This is a genomic window from Bradyrhizobium sp. TM239 (assembly GCF_036247985.1).
Classification (GTDB): domain Bacteria; phylum Pseudomonadota; class Alphaproteobacteria; order Rhizobiales; family Xanthobacteraceae; genus Bradyrhizobium; species Bradyrhizobium ottawaense.
Genome location: NZ_BTIR01000011.1, coordinates 505485 through 520849, shown reverse-complemented (window position 1 = coordinate 520849; position 15365 = coordinate 505485). Strand labels below are relative to the sequence as shown.

The 15365-nt window shown below is 65.1% G+C and carries 17 protein-coding genes; 8 read left to right on the top strand and 9 right to left on the bottom strand.

Going from position 1 to position 15365, the window contains the following annotated elements:
- Window positions 1–17: 17 nt before the first annotated feature.
- The 4 genes from hslU to hslV form a co-directional block, all read right to left on the bottom strand.
- Window positions 18–1322, bottom strand: a complete 1305-nt coding sequence (hslU, locus tag AABA84_RS20840) for an ATP-dependent protease ATPase subunit HslU (protein WP_028139383.1) — start codon at window positions 1320–1322, stop codon at window positions 18–20.
- 50 nt (window positions 1323–1372) lie between these two features.
- Window positions 1373–1990, bottom strand: coding sequence for a DUF2585 domain-containing protein (locus tag AABA84_RS20835; RefSeq protein WP_338312947.1), 618 nt, complete (start codon window positions 1988–1990; stop codon window positions 1373–1375).
- A complete protein-coding gene (locus AABA84_RS20830; RefSeq protein ID WP_212243275.1) occupies window positions 1987–2472 on the bottom strand; it encodes a GNAT family N-acetyltransferase in 486 nt (161 codons plus the stop codon). The genes AABA84_RS20835 and AABA84_RS20830 overlap by 4 nt, the downstream gene beginning before the upstream one ends.
- A 250-nt stretch (window positions 2473–2722) precedes the next feature.
- Window positions 2723–3283, bottom strand: a complete 561-nt coding sequence (hslV, locus tag AABA84_RS20825; RefSeq protein ID WP_212243277.1) for an ATP-dependent protease subunit HslV — start codon at window positions 3281–3283, stop codon at window positions 2723–2725.
- 200 nt (window positions 3284–3483) lie between these two features.
- On the opposite strand from hslV, the gene hisB reads away from it, so the two are divergent.
- From hisB to AABA84_RS20785, 8 genes are all read left to right on the top strand, one after another.
- The gene (gene hisB / locus AABA84_RS20820) at window positions 3484–4077 is read left to right on the top strand and encodes an imidazoleglycerol-phosphate dehydratase HisB (RefSeq protein WP_018323527.1); all 594 of its coding nucleotides are present in this window, start codon (window positions 3484–3486) and stop codon (window positions 4075–4077) included.
- A gap of 67 nt (window positions 4078–4144) precedes the next feature.
- On the top strand, window positions 4145–4675 hold the full coding sequence (locus AABA84_RS20815; protein WP_028139386.1) for a DUF2628 domain-containing protein: 531 nt from the start codon (window positions 4145–4147) through the stop codon (window positions 4673–4675).
- Window positions 4672–5322: an imidazole glycerol phosphate synthase subunit HisH gene (gene hisH / locus AABA84_RS20810; protein WP_212243284.1), complete on the top strand. Its 651-nt coding sequence runs from the start codon at window positions 4672–4674 to the stop codon at window positions 5320–5322. The genes AABA84_RS20815 and hisH overlap by 4 nt, the downstream gene beginning before the upstream one ends.
- 166 nt (window positions 5323–5488) lie before the next feature.
- Window positions 5489–6232: a 1-(5-phosphoribosyl)-5-[(5-phosphoribosylamino)methylideneamino]imidazole-4-carboxamide isomerase gene (gene hisA / locus AABA84_RS20805; protein WP_212243285.1), complete on the top strand. Its 744-nt coding sequence runs from the start codon at window positions 5489–5491 to the stop codon at window positions 6230–6232.
- A gap of 3 nt (window positions 6233–6235) precedes the next feature.
- Window positions 6236–7009, top strand: a complete 774-nt coding sequence (gene hisF, locus AABA84_RS20800; protein ID WP_018323523.1) for an imidazole glycerol phosphate synthase subunit HisF — start codon at window positions 6236–6238, stop codon at window positions 7007–7009.
- A gap of 89 nt (window positions 7010–7098) precedes the next feature.
- Entirely contained in the window at window positions 7099–7419 is a 321-nt protein-coding gene (locus AABA84_RS20795) for a phosphoribosyl-ATP diphosphatase (RefSeq protein ID WP_018323522.1), read from the top strand.
- 27 nt (window positions 7420–7446) lie between these two features.
- Entirely contained in the window at window positions 7447–8403 is a 957-nt protein-coding gene (coaA, locus tag AABA84_RS20790) for a type I pantothenate kinase (RefSeq protein WP_028139389.1), read from the top strand.
- 99 nt (window positions 8404–8502) lie between these two features.
- Window positions 8503–8742 carry a hypothetical protein gene (locus AABA84_RS20785; protein WP_338308710.1) on the top strand — a complete coding sequence of 80 codons (240 nt, stop codon included), beginning with the start codon at window positions 8503–8505 and terminating at the stop codon, window positions 8740–8742.
- Between the two features lie 4 nt (window positions 8743–8746).
- Here AABA84_RS20785 and AABA84_RS20780 read toward each other — a convergent pair whose 3' ends face one another.
- From AABA84_RS20780 to AABA84_RS20760, 5 genes are all read right to left on the bottom strand, one after another.
- The gene (locus AABA84_RS20780) at window positions 8747–9805 is read right to left on the bottom strand and encodes an AI-2E family transporter (protein ID WP_338308711.1); all 1059 of its coding nucleotides are present in this window, start codon (window positions 9803–9805) and stop codon (window positions 8747–8749) included.
- Between the two features lie 183 nt (window positions 9806–9988).
- Complete coding sequence (locus AABA84_RS20775; protein ID WP_338312946.1) at window positions 9989–10618, bottom strand: histidine phosphatase family protein; 630 nt, start codon at window positions 10616–10618, stop codon at window positions 9989–9991.
- A gap of 104 nt (window positions 10619–10722) precedes the next feature.
- A complete protein-coding gene (locus AABA84_RS20770) occupies window positions 10723–12972 on the bottom strand; it encodes an ATP-binding protein (RefSeq protein WP_338312945.1) in 2250 nt (749 codons plus the stop codon).
- Window positions 12973–13121: 149 nt separating this feature from the next.
- Window positions 13122–13595 carry a hypothetical protein gene (locus tag AABA84_RS20765; RefSeq protein WP_338312943.1) on the bottom strand — a complete coding sequence of 158 codons (474 nt, stop codon included), beginning with the start codon at window positions 13593–13595 and terminating at the stop codon, window positions 13122–13124.
- A 99-nt stretch (window positions 13596–13694) separates the two neighbouring features.
- Window positions 13695–15233, bottom strand: coding sequence for a YifB family Mg chelatase-like AAA ATPase (locus tag AABA84_RS20760; RefSeq protein ID WP_338312942.1), 1539 nt, complete (start codon window positions 15231–15233; stop codon window positions 13695–13697).
- Window positions 15234–15365 lie beyond the last annotated feature (132 nt).

Genomic DNA, 15365 nt, shown 5'->3' with positions numbered 1-15365 from the left:
AGCGTGACCGCCCAGAATTACAAAATGAACCGGCTCAGATCCGCGTTCTTGGCGAGGTCGCCGACGTGCTTCTGGACGAAATCGGCATCGACCTTGACGGTCTCGCCGCTGCGGTCGGGGGCGGTGAAGGAGATCTCGTCGAGCACCCGCTCCATCACGGTCTGCAGCCGCCGCGCGCCGATGTTCTCGACGGTGGAGTTGACGGCGACCGCGACGTCGGCGAGCGCGTCGATGGCGCCGTCGGTGATGTCGAGCGTCACGCCCTCGGTCTGCATCAAGGCAACATATTGCTTGATCAGCGAGGCCTCGGGCTCGGTCAGGATGCGGCGCATGTCGTCGCGGGTCAGCGCCTGCAGCTCGACGCGGATCGGCAGCCGGCCCTGCAATTCCGGCAGCAGGTCCGACGGCTTGGCGACGTGGAAGGCGCCGGAGGCGATGAACAGGATGTGGTCGGTCTTGACCGCGCCGTGCTTGGTCGAGACCGTGGTACCCTCGATCAAGGGCAACAGATCGCGCTGCACGCCCTCGCGCGAGACGTCGCCGGCGGCACGGCCCTCGCGCGCGCAGATCTTGTCGATCTCGTCGAGGAACACGATGCCGTTGTTCTCGACCGCGTTGATCGCCTCCAGCGTCAGCTGATCGGTGTCCAGCAGCTTGTCGGACTCCTCGTTGACGAGGATCTCGTGTGAGCCTTCGACCGTCAGCCGCCGCGTCTTGCTGCGGCCCCCTAACTTGCCGAAGATGTCGCCGATCGAGATCGCGCCCATCTGCGCGCCCGGCATGCCCGGGATCTCGAACATCGGCATGCCGCTGCCGCCGCCTTGCGTCTCGATCTCGATTTCCTTGTCGTTGAGCTCGCCGGCACGCAGCTTCTTGCGGAAGGATTCACGCGTCGCCGCGCTGGCATTGGCACCGACCAGCGCATCGAGCACGCGCTCCTCGGCGGCGAGCTGCGCGCGGGCGTGCACGTCCTTGCGCTTCTTCTCGCGGACCTGGGCGATCGCGACCTCGACGAGATCGCGCACGATCTGCTCGACGTCGCGACCGACATAGCCGACCTCGGTGAATTTGGTCGCTTCCACCTTCAGGAACGGCGCATTCGCGAGCTTGGCGAGCCGCCGCGCGATTTCCGTCTTGCCGACGCCGGTGGGGCCGATCATCAGGATGTTCTTCGGCAGCACCTCTTCGCGCAGCGAGCCTTCGAGCTGCTGCCGGCGCCAGCGGTTGCGCAGCGCGATCGAGACGGCGCGCTTGGCGTCGGCCTGGCCGACGATGAAACGGTCGAGTTCGGAAACGATTTCACGGGGAGAGAAGTCTGTCATGTCTGTCTAGCTAGGGCGGGAGGCGGTCAAGGACAAGTCGCTTTTTAGGTTCAGATGATGGGCGGGCCGGATTGCCATTGCTTCACGGCCTCGATCGGATGGATCAGCATCAGGATATTGAGCGTCAGATTGTCGCGAATGTGCAGCGCCAGCATGACCTCGAAGGCGAGGCCGATCAGGATCGTCGCTGATACGGGCAGAACGCGCGCGACGAGGAACCCGAGCTTCATGGCCAGATTGTCGGAGACCGAATTGACGATGCTGTCGCCGAAATAATCCAGCGAGATCGTGCCGGCGCGGTAGCGCTCGATGATGAAGGGCGAGTTCTCGACGATCTCCCAGGCGCCTTCGATCAGCATCGCGACGATCAGCCGTGCCGGCCAGGAGAGAGACAGGAACGGCAGCCGCACGAACAGCAGCCAGGTCAGGCCGTAGAACAGGAAACCGTGCAGGATGTGCGAGAAGGTGTACCAGTCGGCGATATGCTGCGAATTCTCCGAGCTGTTCACCACGCCGTGCCACAGCTTGACATAACCGCAGGTACAGATCGGCACCCGCCCCATGCCGAACAGGATCGCGGCCTGCAGCGCCAGCAGCAACAGCGCGATGCCTGCCCAGGCGAGCGGCGGGACCGCGACCTTGCTTTCGTGCGTGCTCGTCAACGTCACGGCTCGCGCACCATCAACAGCGCTGTCCCGTCCGGCGTCTCGACCATGCGGTCGCGGACAAAGCCCGCTTTCTCATAGGCACGTAACGCGCGCGCGTTGAGCGGATCCGGATCGGTGACCATGCGGGGCCGGCCGCTGCGAAACTGCTCATCGACGAATTGACGGATGAAGGCCGAGCCGTGACCGCGTCCGATCATGCCGCTCTCGCCGATGAACTGGTCGATCCCACGCGTGCCCTCCGGTTGCGGCCCGAAGCCCGTATTCCAGGCGGTGAGCTGGTAGCATTGAATGTAGCCGAACGGCGTGTCGCCAGCCAACACGATGAACTGGTCCATCGCCGGCTCGTCGAGGTCGCCGCTGACGAGCGAATATTGCCCGTCCGGATCGCCCCACCATTCCCGCACATGCGCCTCACGCAGCCAGCGCCGGACCAGCGGCAGGTCGGCGGTGGTCATGGAGCGGAAGGTGTAGGTAACAGCCATAGTTTAAGGCGTGACTAGCTGAAGTCGAATTGAGTCCAAGCGGCAATAGCGCTCTCTCCGTTCCCTCCCCCCTTGTGGGGGAGGGGCAGGGAGGGGGGTATCACACGGGGATTCTTTCGAGTCGCACGACTGCACTCGGTGCATCATCACCGGCACCTTTTCCTGGGCTACCCCTCTCCCTAACCCTCCCCCACAAGGGGGAGGGAACGCACCTTCATCGGAACGCGGGTCGAGTCCGTCCCACTCCGTCCTATCCGGCCGTCAAGCTCTCGATGGTCAAATTGCGGTTGGTGTAGACGCAAATATCCGCGGCGATGTCGAGGGAGCGGCGGACGATGGTCTCGGCGTCCTTGTCGGTGTCGAGCAGGGCCCGTGCCGCCGCCAGCGCGTAATTGCCGCCGGAGCCGATCGCCATCACGCCGGCCTCGGGTTCGAGCACGTCCCCGGTGCCGGTCAGCACCAGCGAGACGTCCTTGTCGGCCACGATCATCATGGCCTCCAGCCGCCGCAAATAACGGTCGGTGCGCCAGTCCTTGGCCAGCTCGACCGCGGCCCGGGTCAGCTGCCCCGGATATTGCTCGAGTTTGGCTTCCAACCGCTCAAACAGCGTGAAGGCATCGGCGGTCGCGCCGGCAAAGCCGCCGATCACGTCGCCCTTGCCGAGTTTCCGGACCTTCTTGGCGTTGGACTTGATCACGGTCTGGCCGATCGAGACCTGGCCGTCGCCGCCGACCACCACCTTGCCGCCTTTGCGGACGGTCAAGATCGTGGTGCCGTGCCAGCCCGGCGAGCTGTTCTTGGAATCCTGCATGAGGTACCTCGTTGTCCGGCCTGATTTAGGCGGTCGGAGGCAAGGGGACAACCTGGGCACAACGGGCCGCTCCGGCCCCAATTCGCTCACCATAGGTGGAAGTGCCGCCCAGCCAAGGCGATCCCGCGGTAGCGAAGGCGTCATTAGGCTGTTAAAAGACCGGCGTTTTCGGCCCCGAGCCAGGATGAGAGCTAGTTTCAATGCGCACCGCGACGATCAAGCGCAAGACCAAGGAAACCGACATCGAGGTCTCCGTGAACCTCGATGGCACCGGCGTGGCCAATATCGCGACCGGCATCGGCTTTTTCGACCATATGCTCGATCTCCTCGCCCGCCATTCCCGCATCGACCTCACGGTCAAGGCGGTGGGCGATTTGCACATTGATTACCACCATACCACCGAAGACACCGGCATCGCGCTCGGCCAGGCGGTCAAGCAGGCGCTCGGCAACATGGCGGGCATCACCCGCTATGCTGGCGTGCACATGCCCATGGACGAGACACTGTCGCGCGTGGTCATCGACATCTCGGGCCGCCCGTTCCTGGTGTTCAAGGCCGACTTCCCCCGCGACAAGATCGGCGAGTTCGACACCGAGCTGGTGCGCGAGTGGTTCCAGGCCTTCGCCATGAATGCCGGCGTGACTCTCCACGTCGAGACCCTATATGGCGATAACAGCCACCATATCGCCGAGTCCTGCTTCAAGGGCCTGGCGCGGGCGCTGCGCACCGCGGTCGCGATCGATCCGAAAGCGGCGGGAGAAATCCCGTCCACCAAGGGCTCGCTCGGCGGCTAACGTCTTTCGGCCGGGCGGCTGCGCGCTGCTTGCGGCATCACTGAATTCCTAGGAACGGGGCATCACCATGCCTGTCTACACAGTTCATGCTCCCTCCCCTGCCGGAGCCGATCTGCGCGCGACCGACAAGTTCGTGTTCGTGCGCGACGGATTCCATTTCTGGGCGATGATCCTCGGTCCGTTCTGGCTGCTGTGGAATCGGCTGTGGCTGGCGCTGATCGGCTGGGTGGTTTTCGTCGCAGCGTTCAACGCCGGACTGTCGAGCCTCGGCGTCGGACGGGGCTCGATCTTCTTCGCCGATCTCATCGTCGCGCTGCTGATGGGCTTCGAGGCCTCGAGCCTGCGCCGCTGGACGCTGTCGCGCGGAAAATGGCGACAGCTCGACGTGGTGGTTGGCGATGACGAGGACACCGCCGAGCGCCGCTTCTTCGAGCGCTGGAGCCAGAAGCAGCACGGCATCGTCAACGATCAATGGGCCGTCGATCGCGGCGGCCCGCCGCCGACCCGCAGTGTGCCGGGTCAGCCATTCTCGAACCCGCCGCCGATTCCGGCCGGCGGCATCATCGGGTTGTTTCCAGAACCGGGAGGGTCAAGATGAGCGTCGCCATCATCGATTACGGTTCCGGCAATCTGCATTCCGCCGCCAAGGCTTTCGAACGCGCAGCGCGCAGCCTCGAAAATCCGCAAAAGGTTTTCGTCACCAGCGATCCCGATCAGGCTTACGAAGCCGACCGACTGGTGCTGCCGGGCGTCGGCGCCTTTGCCGATTGCCGGCGGGGACTGGACGCCGTCAACGGCATGGTCGAGGCGATCACCGAGGCGGTGCGCGTCAAGGCGCGGCCCTTTTTCGGCATCTGCGTCGGCATGCAGCTGATGGCGAGCCGTGGCAAGGAGCACGTCACGACCGATGGCCTGAACTGGATCGGCGGCGACGTCGAGAAGATCACGCCGCGCGACGAAAGCCTGAAGATCCCGCACATGGGCTGGAACACGCTCGACGTGCTGCAGGAACATCCGGTGCTGAACGGGCTGCCGCTCGGTCCGAAAGGCCAGCATGCCTATTTCGTGCACTCCTACCACCTCAACGCCGCCAACGAGGCGGACGTGCTCGCGCGCGCCGATTATGGCGGGCCTGTCACCGCGATCGTCGCGAAGGACACCGCGATCGGTACCCAATTCCACCCCGAGAAGAGCCAGCGCTTTGGCCTCGCTCTGATCTCGAACTTTTTGCGATGGAAACCGTGATGGTTGTCTCTCTTGTTACCTCCCCCCTTGTGGGGGAGGTCGAATGCGAAGCATTCGGGAGGGGGGCAGCCGCGACGGCGGTGCTCGTGGCTTACCGCTCTCCCCAACCCTCCCCCACAAGGGGGGAGGGAGCGCACCGTGTGCGCGGAAAAATCCTGGCTCAATCATGATCCTCTTTCCTGCGATCGACCTTAAGAACGGACAATGCGTGCGCCTCGAGCAAGGCGACATGGCGCGCGCGACCGTGTTCAATCTCAATCCTGCCGCGCAGGCGCAGAGCTTCGTCGAGCAGGGCTTTGAGTATCTCCATGTCGTCGATCTCGATGGCGCTTTCGCCGGCAAGCCGGTGAATGCCGAGGCCGTCGAGGCGATGCTGAAGACGATCAAGATCCCGGTGCAGCTCGGTGGCGGCATTCGCGATCTCGCGACCGTCGAAGCCTGGCTCGACAAGGGCATCACCCGCGTCATCATCGGCACCGCCGCGGTGCGCGATCCGGAGCTGGTGAAGGCTGCGGCGAAAAAATTCCCCGGCCGCGTCGCGGTCGGGCTCGACGCGCGCGACGGCAAGGTCGCGGTCGAAGGCTGGGCCGAGACCTCGCAAGTGACGGTGCTGGAGATCGCAAGGCGCTTCGAGGATGCCGGCGTTGCCGCCATCATCTTCACCGACATCGCGCGTGACGGCTTGCTCAAGGGCCTGAACCTCGATGCGACCATTGCGCTGGCCGACGCCATCTCGATTCCCGTGATCGCCTCCGGCGGCCTCGCCTCGATCGAAGATGTGAAAGCCATGCTGACACCGCGCGCGAAGAAGCTCGCCGGCGCGATTGCCGGCCGCGCGCTCTATGACGGCCGGCTCGATCCCGCCGCCGCCCTCACCTTGATCCGTAACGCGCGCGCGCCTGGGAGCTGACACATGTTCAAGGTGCGCGTGATCCCTTGCCTCGACGTCAAGGACGGACGGGTCGTCAAGGGCGTCAACTTCGTTGATCTCAGAGATGCCGGCGACCCCGTCGAAGCCGCGATCGCCTATGACGCCGCCGGCGCAGACGAACTCACTTTCCTCGACATCACCGCGACCCATGAGAATCGCGGCATCATGCTGGACGTGGTCCGGCGCACGGCGGAGGCCTGCTTCATGCCTGTGACCGTCGGCGGCGGCGTGCGTGAGGTCAACGACATCAAGACGCTGCTGCGCGCCGGCGCCGACAAGGTCTCGATCAACAGCGCCGCCGTATCCCGGCGCGAGTTCGTCAAGGAAGCGGCCGAGAAATTCGGCGAGCAATGCGTGGTGGTTGCGATCGATGCCAAGCGCGTCAAGCGCCCCGGCGGCGACCGTTGGGAGATCTTCACCCATGGCGGTCGCAACTCGACCGGCATCGACGCCATCGAATACGCCCAGGAAGTGGTCTCGCTCGGCGCCGGCGAAATCCTGCTGACCTCGATGGATCGCGACGGCACGAGGCAGGGATTTGACATCCCGCTGACCCGGGCGATCGCCGACAGCGTTGCCGTGCCCGTGATCGCCTCGGGCGGCGTCGGCAATCTCGACCACCTCGTCGACGGTATCCGCGACGGCCACGCCACGGCCGTGCTGGCTGCCTCGATCTTCCATTTCGGGGAATTCACCATCCGCGAAGCCAAGGAGCACATGGCCCGGCGCGGACTGGCCATGCGCCTCGATGCCTGACGACTCCCGTTCGTAAAAATGCTACACAGGCCGGAGGGATGGCCTCCGGGGCCGAGTGTGTTGCCAAGCGTGTTTTTCGAGTAATTCCAATGCCGCGTTTCACGATCCACGATCTGGCCGAGACCATCGACGCCCGCGCGGCGGCCGGTGGCGAGGCGTCCTATACCCGCAAGCTGCTCGACAAGGGCGCCGAGCATTGCGCCAAGAAGTTCGGTGAGGAAGCAGTCGAAACCGTAATCGCAGCAGTCGAAAACGATCGCGCGCATCTGATCGCCGAGAGCGCCGACCTGCTCTATCACTTCCTTGTCTTGCTGAAGGCCCGCGGCGTAAAGCTGGAAGAGGTGGAAGCGGCGCTGGACAAGCGCACGAATATGTCAGGGTTGGAAGAGAAAGCGTCGCGTAAGGGCTAGTATAAGCCCCAAGGGAAAGGTCGCGTCATGGATATCCGCGCACCCGAGCAGCAGTATAATCCGTACCGCATCTATTCGCGCGAGGAGTGGGCGCGTCTGCGCGACGATACGCCGATGACGCTGGAGCCGGGCGAGTTCGACCGGCTGCGCTCGCTGCACGATCGCCTCGATCTCAAGGAAGTCGAGGATATTTATCTTCCGCTGTCGCGCCTGCTCTCGATCTATGTCGATGCGATGCAGCGCCTGTATTATGCGGAGCGCCAGTTCCTCAACATCCGCGACCGCAAGGTGCCCTACATCATCGGCGTCGCCGGCTCAGTCGCGGTCGGAAAATCCACCACGGCCCGCGTGCTCCAGGCCCTGCTGGCGCGCTGGTCGCCGCGCCCGAAGGTCGAACTCATCACCACCGACGGATTCCTCTATCCGAACGCCGTGCTCGACCGGCAGGGCATCATGCAGAAGAAGGGCTTTCCGGAAAGCTACGACCTGCCGCTGCTGCTCAGCTTCCTCTCCGATATCAAGTCCGGCCGCCGCCATGTGCGTGCACCGGTCTATTCGCATCTGACCTACGACATCGTGCCGAACCAGTGGGCCGAGATCGACCAGCCCGACATCCTGATCGTCGAGGGCGTCAACGTGCTGCAGACCGGCAAGCTGCCGCGCGACGGCAAGGCGGTGCCTGTGGTCTCCGACTTCTTCGATTTCTCGGTCTATATCGACGCCGACGAAGCCCCGTTGCGGCAATGGTACATCAAGCGCTTCCTGGCGCTGCGCGACACCGCATTCACCAATCCAAAGTCCTACTTCAACCGCTACGCGCTGTTGTCGGACGAGGAAGCCACTGCCACCGCGATCGCGATCTGGGAGCGCACCAACCTCGCCAATCTCGAGGACAATATCCTGCCGACCCGCCCTCGCGCGACGCTGATCCTGAAGAAGGGCGCCGACCACACCGTGGAGAACGTGGCGCTCAGGCGACTGTAGTCGCGGCGGTCGGCGGATCCTGCGCGTTCGTGCAGCGTGTCTTTTGTTGCAGACCGGCAAGAGGTATTGGGCTATGACCTTCGAAAACGCGAGGGTTCGATGGTTGATCGTCTCAGAAGCGCTGCGGAGCAGCTCGAAGCACCGACCTGCCCGGATTGCCATGTCGAGATGAGGTGGTACCGCTCGGAACTGCTCGCGGACGAGCCGGTTCCGGTCATCGCGCATCTGTTCGTCTGCCCGCATTGCAAGCGCGCGGCAAAGACCGACACCATATTCAAGGGCACTCCGGGGCCGCCCGACAAGCTCTCCGCACCGCGCTTCATAGCTTACGCCGCGTAGCAGGTCATTTCCGGACCTCCTGTTGCTCTTTCGAGCGGACGAAGACCTGCCAGGCCGTCAGAAACATGGCCGCGACGAGTGGGCCGATGACGAAGCCGTTTGCTCCGAAGGCCGCTAGGCCGCCCAGGGTGGCGAGCAACACAATGTAGCTTGGCATCCGGATCGACTGTCCCACCAGGATGGGGCGGAGAAAGTTGTCCGCGAGGCCGATCACGAAGGTGCCGAAAGCGAGCAGGATGATTCCCTTCGTGACCGAGCCCGCCACAAGCAGATATAGCCCGGCCGGAAGCCACACCAGTGCGGAGCCGAGCACGGGCAGAAGCGAGAGCAGCGCCATCAGCGCGCCCGCCAGTAGCGGCGCGGTCAGTCCGAGCAGCCAGAAGATCACCCCGCCAAGCGCGCCCTGAATCAGGGCAACGAGGATGATTCCCTTGATGGTCCCGCGAACCGCCAGGGTGAACGCATGCAGAATCTCAGTGCTGTGGCTCGCACGCAGCGGCAGGGCGTCGCGGATGCGTGCGTTCAGCTCGTCACCGTCGCGCAGCAGAAAAAACAGCACGTACAACATCACGAGCAAGCTTGCGACGAACTCGAGGGTCAACTGACCGATGTTGATCGCATGCCCCGCCAGCTGTTGGCCGGCCGGGACGACCAGACCGGACAGGCGTTCCTTCAGGGCCGAGAAATCGATGCCGGCGAGGCGATCCGCCATGGGGGCAGCCCAGTCGGGCAGCGCGGATCTCAGTTGCTGAAGCGGATGAGCAAAACTGATCTCCCCCGACTGAACGCGCTGATACAGCTCCCCTCCCTGGTCGATGAGCGAAGCGATGACGATTGCGACAGGGATCAAGACGATCACCACCACGACGACAACGGTGGCGAATGCGACAAGGTTGCGCTTTCCCGGAAGCATTTCCAACGAGCGTCGATAGAGCGGTGCGAAGATGATGGCCAGCAGCGTGGCCCACAACAATGCTCCGGAGAACGGCCACAGCACCCAGCCAAACGCTAGCGTGACTACGGCAAGCAATACGAGAAATGAGCGGTCTTCCGATGTTCTCACGTGTTCGCCAGCCTTTCAGTCGCAACTCGCAAGACGTGGGTATCACAAGACGATCCCGTGGGGGCAAGTCGCCCGGTCAATCTGTTCGTTGGCCGGATACCCTCCCCGTGAGCCGGCCCGTTGAGAGGCCGGGGAAATCCGGCTCTTCGTCCACACCAGCGACCAGGCTCGGATGCGGGCTCGTCACTTGCCGGCCTGGGCGCTCCAGTCCGCGGGCTTGATGCGTCCGGCAAAGCTGGCGGGGCCCGAGCTGCCGGCCTTGTAAACGAAAGCCTCGCCTTCCCCGACGTCGCCGGCCTCCTTGCCGAAGGCATCGGCGATGTTCGTCTTGTGGGTGACCAGGAAATTATTGCTGCCCGCCTTCGGCGGCGCATCGACGAGCTGGCGCACGGTCTGTCCCGCCTTTGCATTGGCGCCGGTGGGGTTTGCCATTCCCGATGCGCTGGCGTTGCTGCTGTCCGTCAACGCGTCGACCGGCTTGACCTCGCGGCCGGAGATCAGCCTGCCGGCCTCGATCGCGCGGTTGAGCCGGCTGGTGTAGACATCGCCGATCGGGATCGCGAGCTCCTTGACCGCTGCCCCGATCTGGCGCGCCATGTCCCTACCCTTTTCGCTGAGCTGGCGCTGGGCGCTCATGTCGTCGAACTTGAAGGGGTAGATATCCTTTTGGCTGTCGTCGGTGGCGGTGTGCCGAAAGATCAGCACGTAGCCGCCTTGCTTGAGCGAGGCGATGAGCTCCGGCGTATCGGCCGCGGCGTGTCGGGAAAATCCAGCGAGAAGGACAATGAATACGAGGCGGCACAGCACGTTCATGCGCGAAACCCTCCTGCAATGCCCCCGGAGGATGGTGACGCGCAACGCGGTCGATTTCAATTATCGATTGCCGGCCGGGATGAGGTTCCCGTGAGATTTTCGGATCAGACGGCCAGCCGCCGTGTCGCCGCAAGCCCTGCCAGTGCTTCGTCCAGCTTGTCGCGATCGAGCGGCTTGATCAGGAATCCGTTCATGCCCGCCTCGAAGCAGGCATAGCGATCCTCCACCAGCGTATTGGCGGTGAGCGCGAGGATCGGCGTGTGGTGGCCGCCGGTCGCCGCCTCATGCGCGCGGATTCGCTTTGTCGCCTCGATGCCGTCGAGCTGCGGCATCTGGATGTCCATCAGCACGAGATCATAGGGCGTGCCGGCCGATGATGCGGCGAGCCAGGACTCCAGCGCGGCCTCGCCGTGGACGGTGATGACGACGCGATGGCCGAGCTTCGTCAGCAGCGAGCGCATCAGCAGCGCATTGATCTCGTTGTCCTCGGCGACGAGGATCGACAGGCCCTTGATCGCTCCCTTGGTCGCTCCCTTGGCCGGTGTCGCGCCGGCAGCTTCAGCCGGCGGCTCCGGCGCCAGATCGGGCGAGGCCACCTCCGGCGTCATCGCAAGGCGCGCGGCGAGCGAAGCCGCCCGCAGTGGCTTCACCAGGAAGCCCGTGAAGGCCGGGGACAGCTTTTCGTGGCGCGAGCTAGAGGTCAGCAGCACGAGGCGCTGCAACGCATGCGCGCGGGCCATTTCGCCCAGCTGGTCAGCCGCGGCAGGGCCGATCGCACGATCGATCAGCACCGCGTGCCATGAGCGTTCGGGCAGCAGCGCTTCGGCGACCGCGGCATCCGTAATCATGCAGGTCTGGCCACCCCAGCGCTCGAGGCGCCGCGCGATCAGCGAGGCCTCAATGCCGTCTGCGACGAGGAGCATCGACTTGCCGGTGAGGTCAGGGCTCGGAAAGGCCGTCTGTCCCGCGCTGGCTTGCGACGGCGGAAGCGGCACCGCGATCTCGAAGGTCGAGCCTTTGCCCGGCTCGCTCGCGAGCGTGATCCGGCCGCCCATGCGCTTGACGATCCGCTCGCTGATGGAAAGGCCGAGCCCGGTGCCGCCATAGGTGCGGGCGACGCGCTCGTCGGCCTGCTCGAATTCGCGGAAGATGCGCTGCTGCGCTTCCGGCGCAATGCCGATGCCGGTGTCGCGGACCAGGAAGCTGATCTCGTTCGGCCAGATGCCGGGCTCGACGATCAGCGCGACGCCGCCGCTCGCGGTGAATTTGATGGCGTTGCCGGCGAGATTGAGCAGCACCTGGCGCAGCCGCGCGGCATCACCGACCACCTCCAGCGGCAGGCGCTCGTCGACATAGGCGGCGATCTCGAGCGCCTTGGCCTGCGCGCGGGGCGCGAGCAGCTCGGTGATCTCCTCGACCAGGGTCGAGAGCGCGAAGGGACGCTGCTCCAGATCAAGCTTGCCGGCCTCGATCTTGGAATAGTCGAGCAGCTCCTCGATCAGCGCCATCAAGGCTTCGCCCGAGGTTTTCACCGCTTTGGCATAGGTCGCCTGCTCCGGCGTCAGCGTGGTGTCGAGCAGGAGGCCGCCCATGCCGATGATGCCGTTCAGGGGGGTGCGGATTTCGTGCGAGGCCATCGCGAGGAAGCGCGATTTGGCGCGGTTGGCGGCGTCGGCCTGGTCGCGTGCGTCGGACAGAGCGCGTTCGGTCTCGGTGCGGTCGGTAACGTCGCGCCCCACGCTCTGCAATTCGGCGGGCTGTCCGGCATCGAGGCGGACATAGCCCTCGCGCCAGGCGATCCAGCGCGCGCCGAGCGAGGTTGCGATCTTCTGGTCGTGGATGCGTGTGCCGCTGCTCTCGCGGGCGCTGTCACCCTGCTCCAGCACGTCGAAATCGAAGCGCGTGCCGACCAGCGCGCTGCGCGCCTGTCCTGCGAGCGCGCAATAGGCTTCGTTGGCAAAGGTGATGCGGCCATCGGTAGCGCGCAGCACGATGAGGTCGCCCTGCTGCTCGAACAGGCTGCGGGCGCGTTCTTCCGCCTCCTTCAGCTCCCAATTGCGATCGATCAGCGCCTCGTTGTGGGCGGCGAGCGTACGCAGCCGCTTGCCCACGAAACGCAGGCGCATGCTCAGCGTCGCAAGACCGAGGCAGGCGAGCGCGAACAGGAAGCTCGCGCCGATCGCAAAGGTGTGGGGATCGTAGCCGGAGTTCTCGGACCGGCTGCCGGACACGAAGCCATAGGCGCCGCCGAAGGTCGCCGAGAAGATCATGAAAGAGCGGATCGCGAAAGCGATGCGGGGGTGCTGTCGCCTGAAGCGGCGCATGCGCACCTTGATCCGGAACGTCCGACCCATCGCCACCGACCCCGACTCTTCTTCGAAATCCCGCCACCCGCCGTCTGCGACGATGTCGCGCCGACCTTGCGAACAGCTTGAGGCTTTGGCGCTGCCTCCAAACAGGACTAACGAGGTGTTAACGGCTCAAAGCATTGTCTCAGCGCGCTTCAGAGCGAGGCAGCCTGGAGCGGCAGCGGGCGATGGCCGCCATGGGCGCCGACGATCAGCGCCGCGGCCTCGCGCTGCGAGAAGGACTTCGAGCGCACATAGATACGGTAATCCGCTGGCCCTTCGGTGGAGAGATAGATCACCTGGCCGCCGTCGACGGGCTGAGCGGCAATCGAGACAAGACGTGTCGAGGGATTGACCTGACAGGACTCCGGCTCGGAACCGAGGCCGTCGTCGACCACGGCGAAGTCCGCAGCATCAGCATCGTCGGTGATCTGAACCCGCACCGTGGCCCGGGCGGGATCTTCGGTGAAGGCGACGTGGACGCCGGCGGTCCAGAACAGGGAGGTGAGCTCGACCGAGGTATCGCCGAGGGCGATGCAGGGATGCGAGACCGATCCGATCTCGCCGCGGGCCAACACCGCAGCCGCCAACAAGGGAACAGCCGAGGCCAGGATCTTAAAACGCAACATGACACTCTACTCGCCGGGCCCGGTACGGGAACTTTGTGGGCCTTATGGTTTGCAGAGCGTAAAGGAAACTCGTTACCGCCGGGTTGATGCGCGGAATGATCAAGCCATCTGCCGCACATCCTCCGCGAGTGCGCGGTAGGAGAGCGCTTCGGCCAGATGCAGCCGGCCGATCTTCTCAGTGCGATCGAGGTCGGCCAGCGTGCGCGCCACCCGCAGCACGCGGTGATAGCCGCGCGCCGAGAGCCGCATGGTCTCGGCGGCGTCGCGCAGCAATTTGGCGCCTTGCGCGTCCGGCTTTGCGATCTCCTCCAGCACGGAGGCAGGAGCCTCGGCATTGGTGCGAACCTTGGGCAGGCCGGCATCGGCATAACGGGCGAGCTGGATGTCGCGCGCCGCCGCCACGCGGGCGGCGACTTCGGCGGAGCCTTCCGCCGGTGGCGGCAGGATCAAATCCGCCGCGGTCACCGCCGGCACCTCGATGCGCAGGTCGATGCGGTCCATCAACGGGCCGGAGATGCGCGCCTGGTAGTCGCCGGTGCAGCGGTCGACACGGCCGCGCTTGCAGGCATAGCCGGGCTCGAACGCATTGCCGCAGCGGCACGGATTCATCGCCGCGACCAGCATGAAGCGGGCAGGGTAAGTGACGCGATGGTTGGCGCGCGACACCGCGACCTCGCCGTTCTCCAGCGGCTGCCGGAGCGAATCCAGCACGCGCGGATCGAACTCCGGCAATTCGTCGAGGAACAGCACGCCCTGATGTGCCAGCGAGATCTCGCCGGGCTTTGCGCGCATGCCGCCGCCGGTGAGCGCGGCCATGCTCGCGGAATGATGCGGCGAGCGGAACGGCCGCTTGGCCGTCAGCGCGCCGCCCTCGATCTCGCCGGCAACGGAGGCGATCATCGAGACCTCGAGCAGTTCGCTCGGTGACAGCGGCGGCAGGATCGAGGGCAGGCGCGCCGCGAGCATCGATTTGCCGGCGCCGGGCGCCCCGATCATGAGCAAATGATGCCCGCCGGCGGCCGCGATCTCCAGCGCGCGCTTGGCGCTCTCCTGACCCTTGATGTCGCGCAGGTCGAGCGTGGAGGCGGCGGGCTCATGCACCTTCGGTGACGGCCGCGACAGCACCTGTGTGCCCTTGAAGTGATTGGCGATCTGGATCAGCGAGCTTGCCGCGATGATCTGGATGTCCGGGCTCGCCCATGCCGCTTCGGAGCCGCACGAGGCCGGGCAGATCAGCCCTTCCTCGCGCATATTGGCGCCGAACGCGGCGGGAAGAACGCCGGCCACGGGCGCGATCGAGCCATCGAGGCCGAGCTCGCCGAGCACGGTGAAGCCGGTCAGCGCATCCGGCGGGATCGCGCCGATCGCCGCCATCAGCCCGAGGGCGATCGGCAGGTCGTAATGGCTGCCTTCCTTCGGCAGGTCAGCCGGCGCCAGATTGACGATGATCCGCCGCGCCGGCAGCGCCAGGCCGGAGGCAATCAGCGCCGAGCGCACCCGCTCGCGCGCCTCAGACACCGCCTTGTCCGGCAGGCCGACAATGGCGAAGGCCGGCAGACCCGGCGCGACCTGCACCTGCACGTCGACCGCACGGGCCTCGATCCCCTCGAAGGCGACGGTGGAAACCCGCTGAACCATGCTCAAACCAGCCTGCCCCTCTCGCACAATTAGGGGTAGCAGAGACGGGCCCTCTCCGCAAGAACAATACGGGAACAATCTCGGCGGGCGAGCAAGCCCTAACCAATCGTAAACGCCACGCCGACACTACGC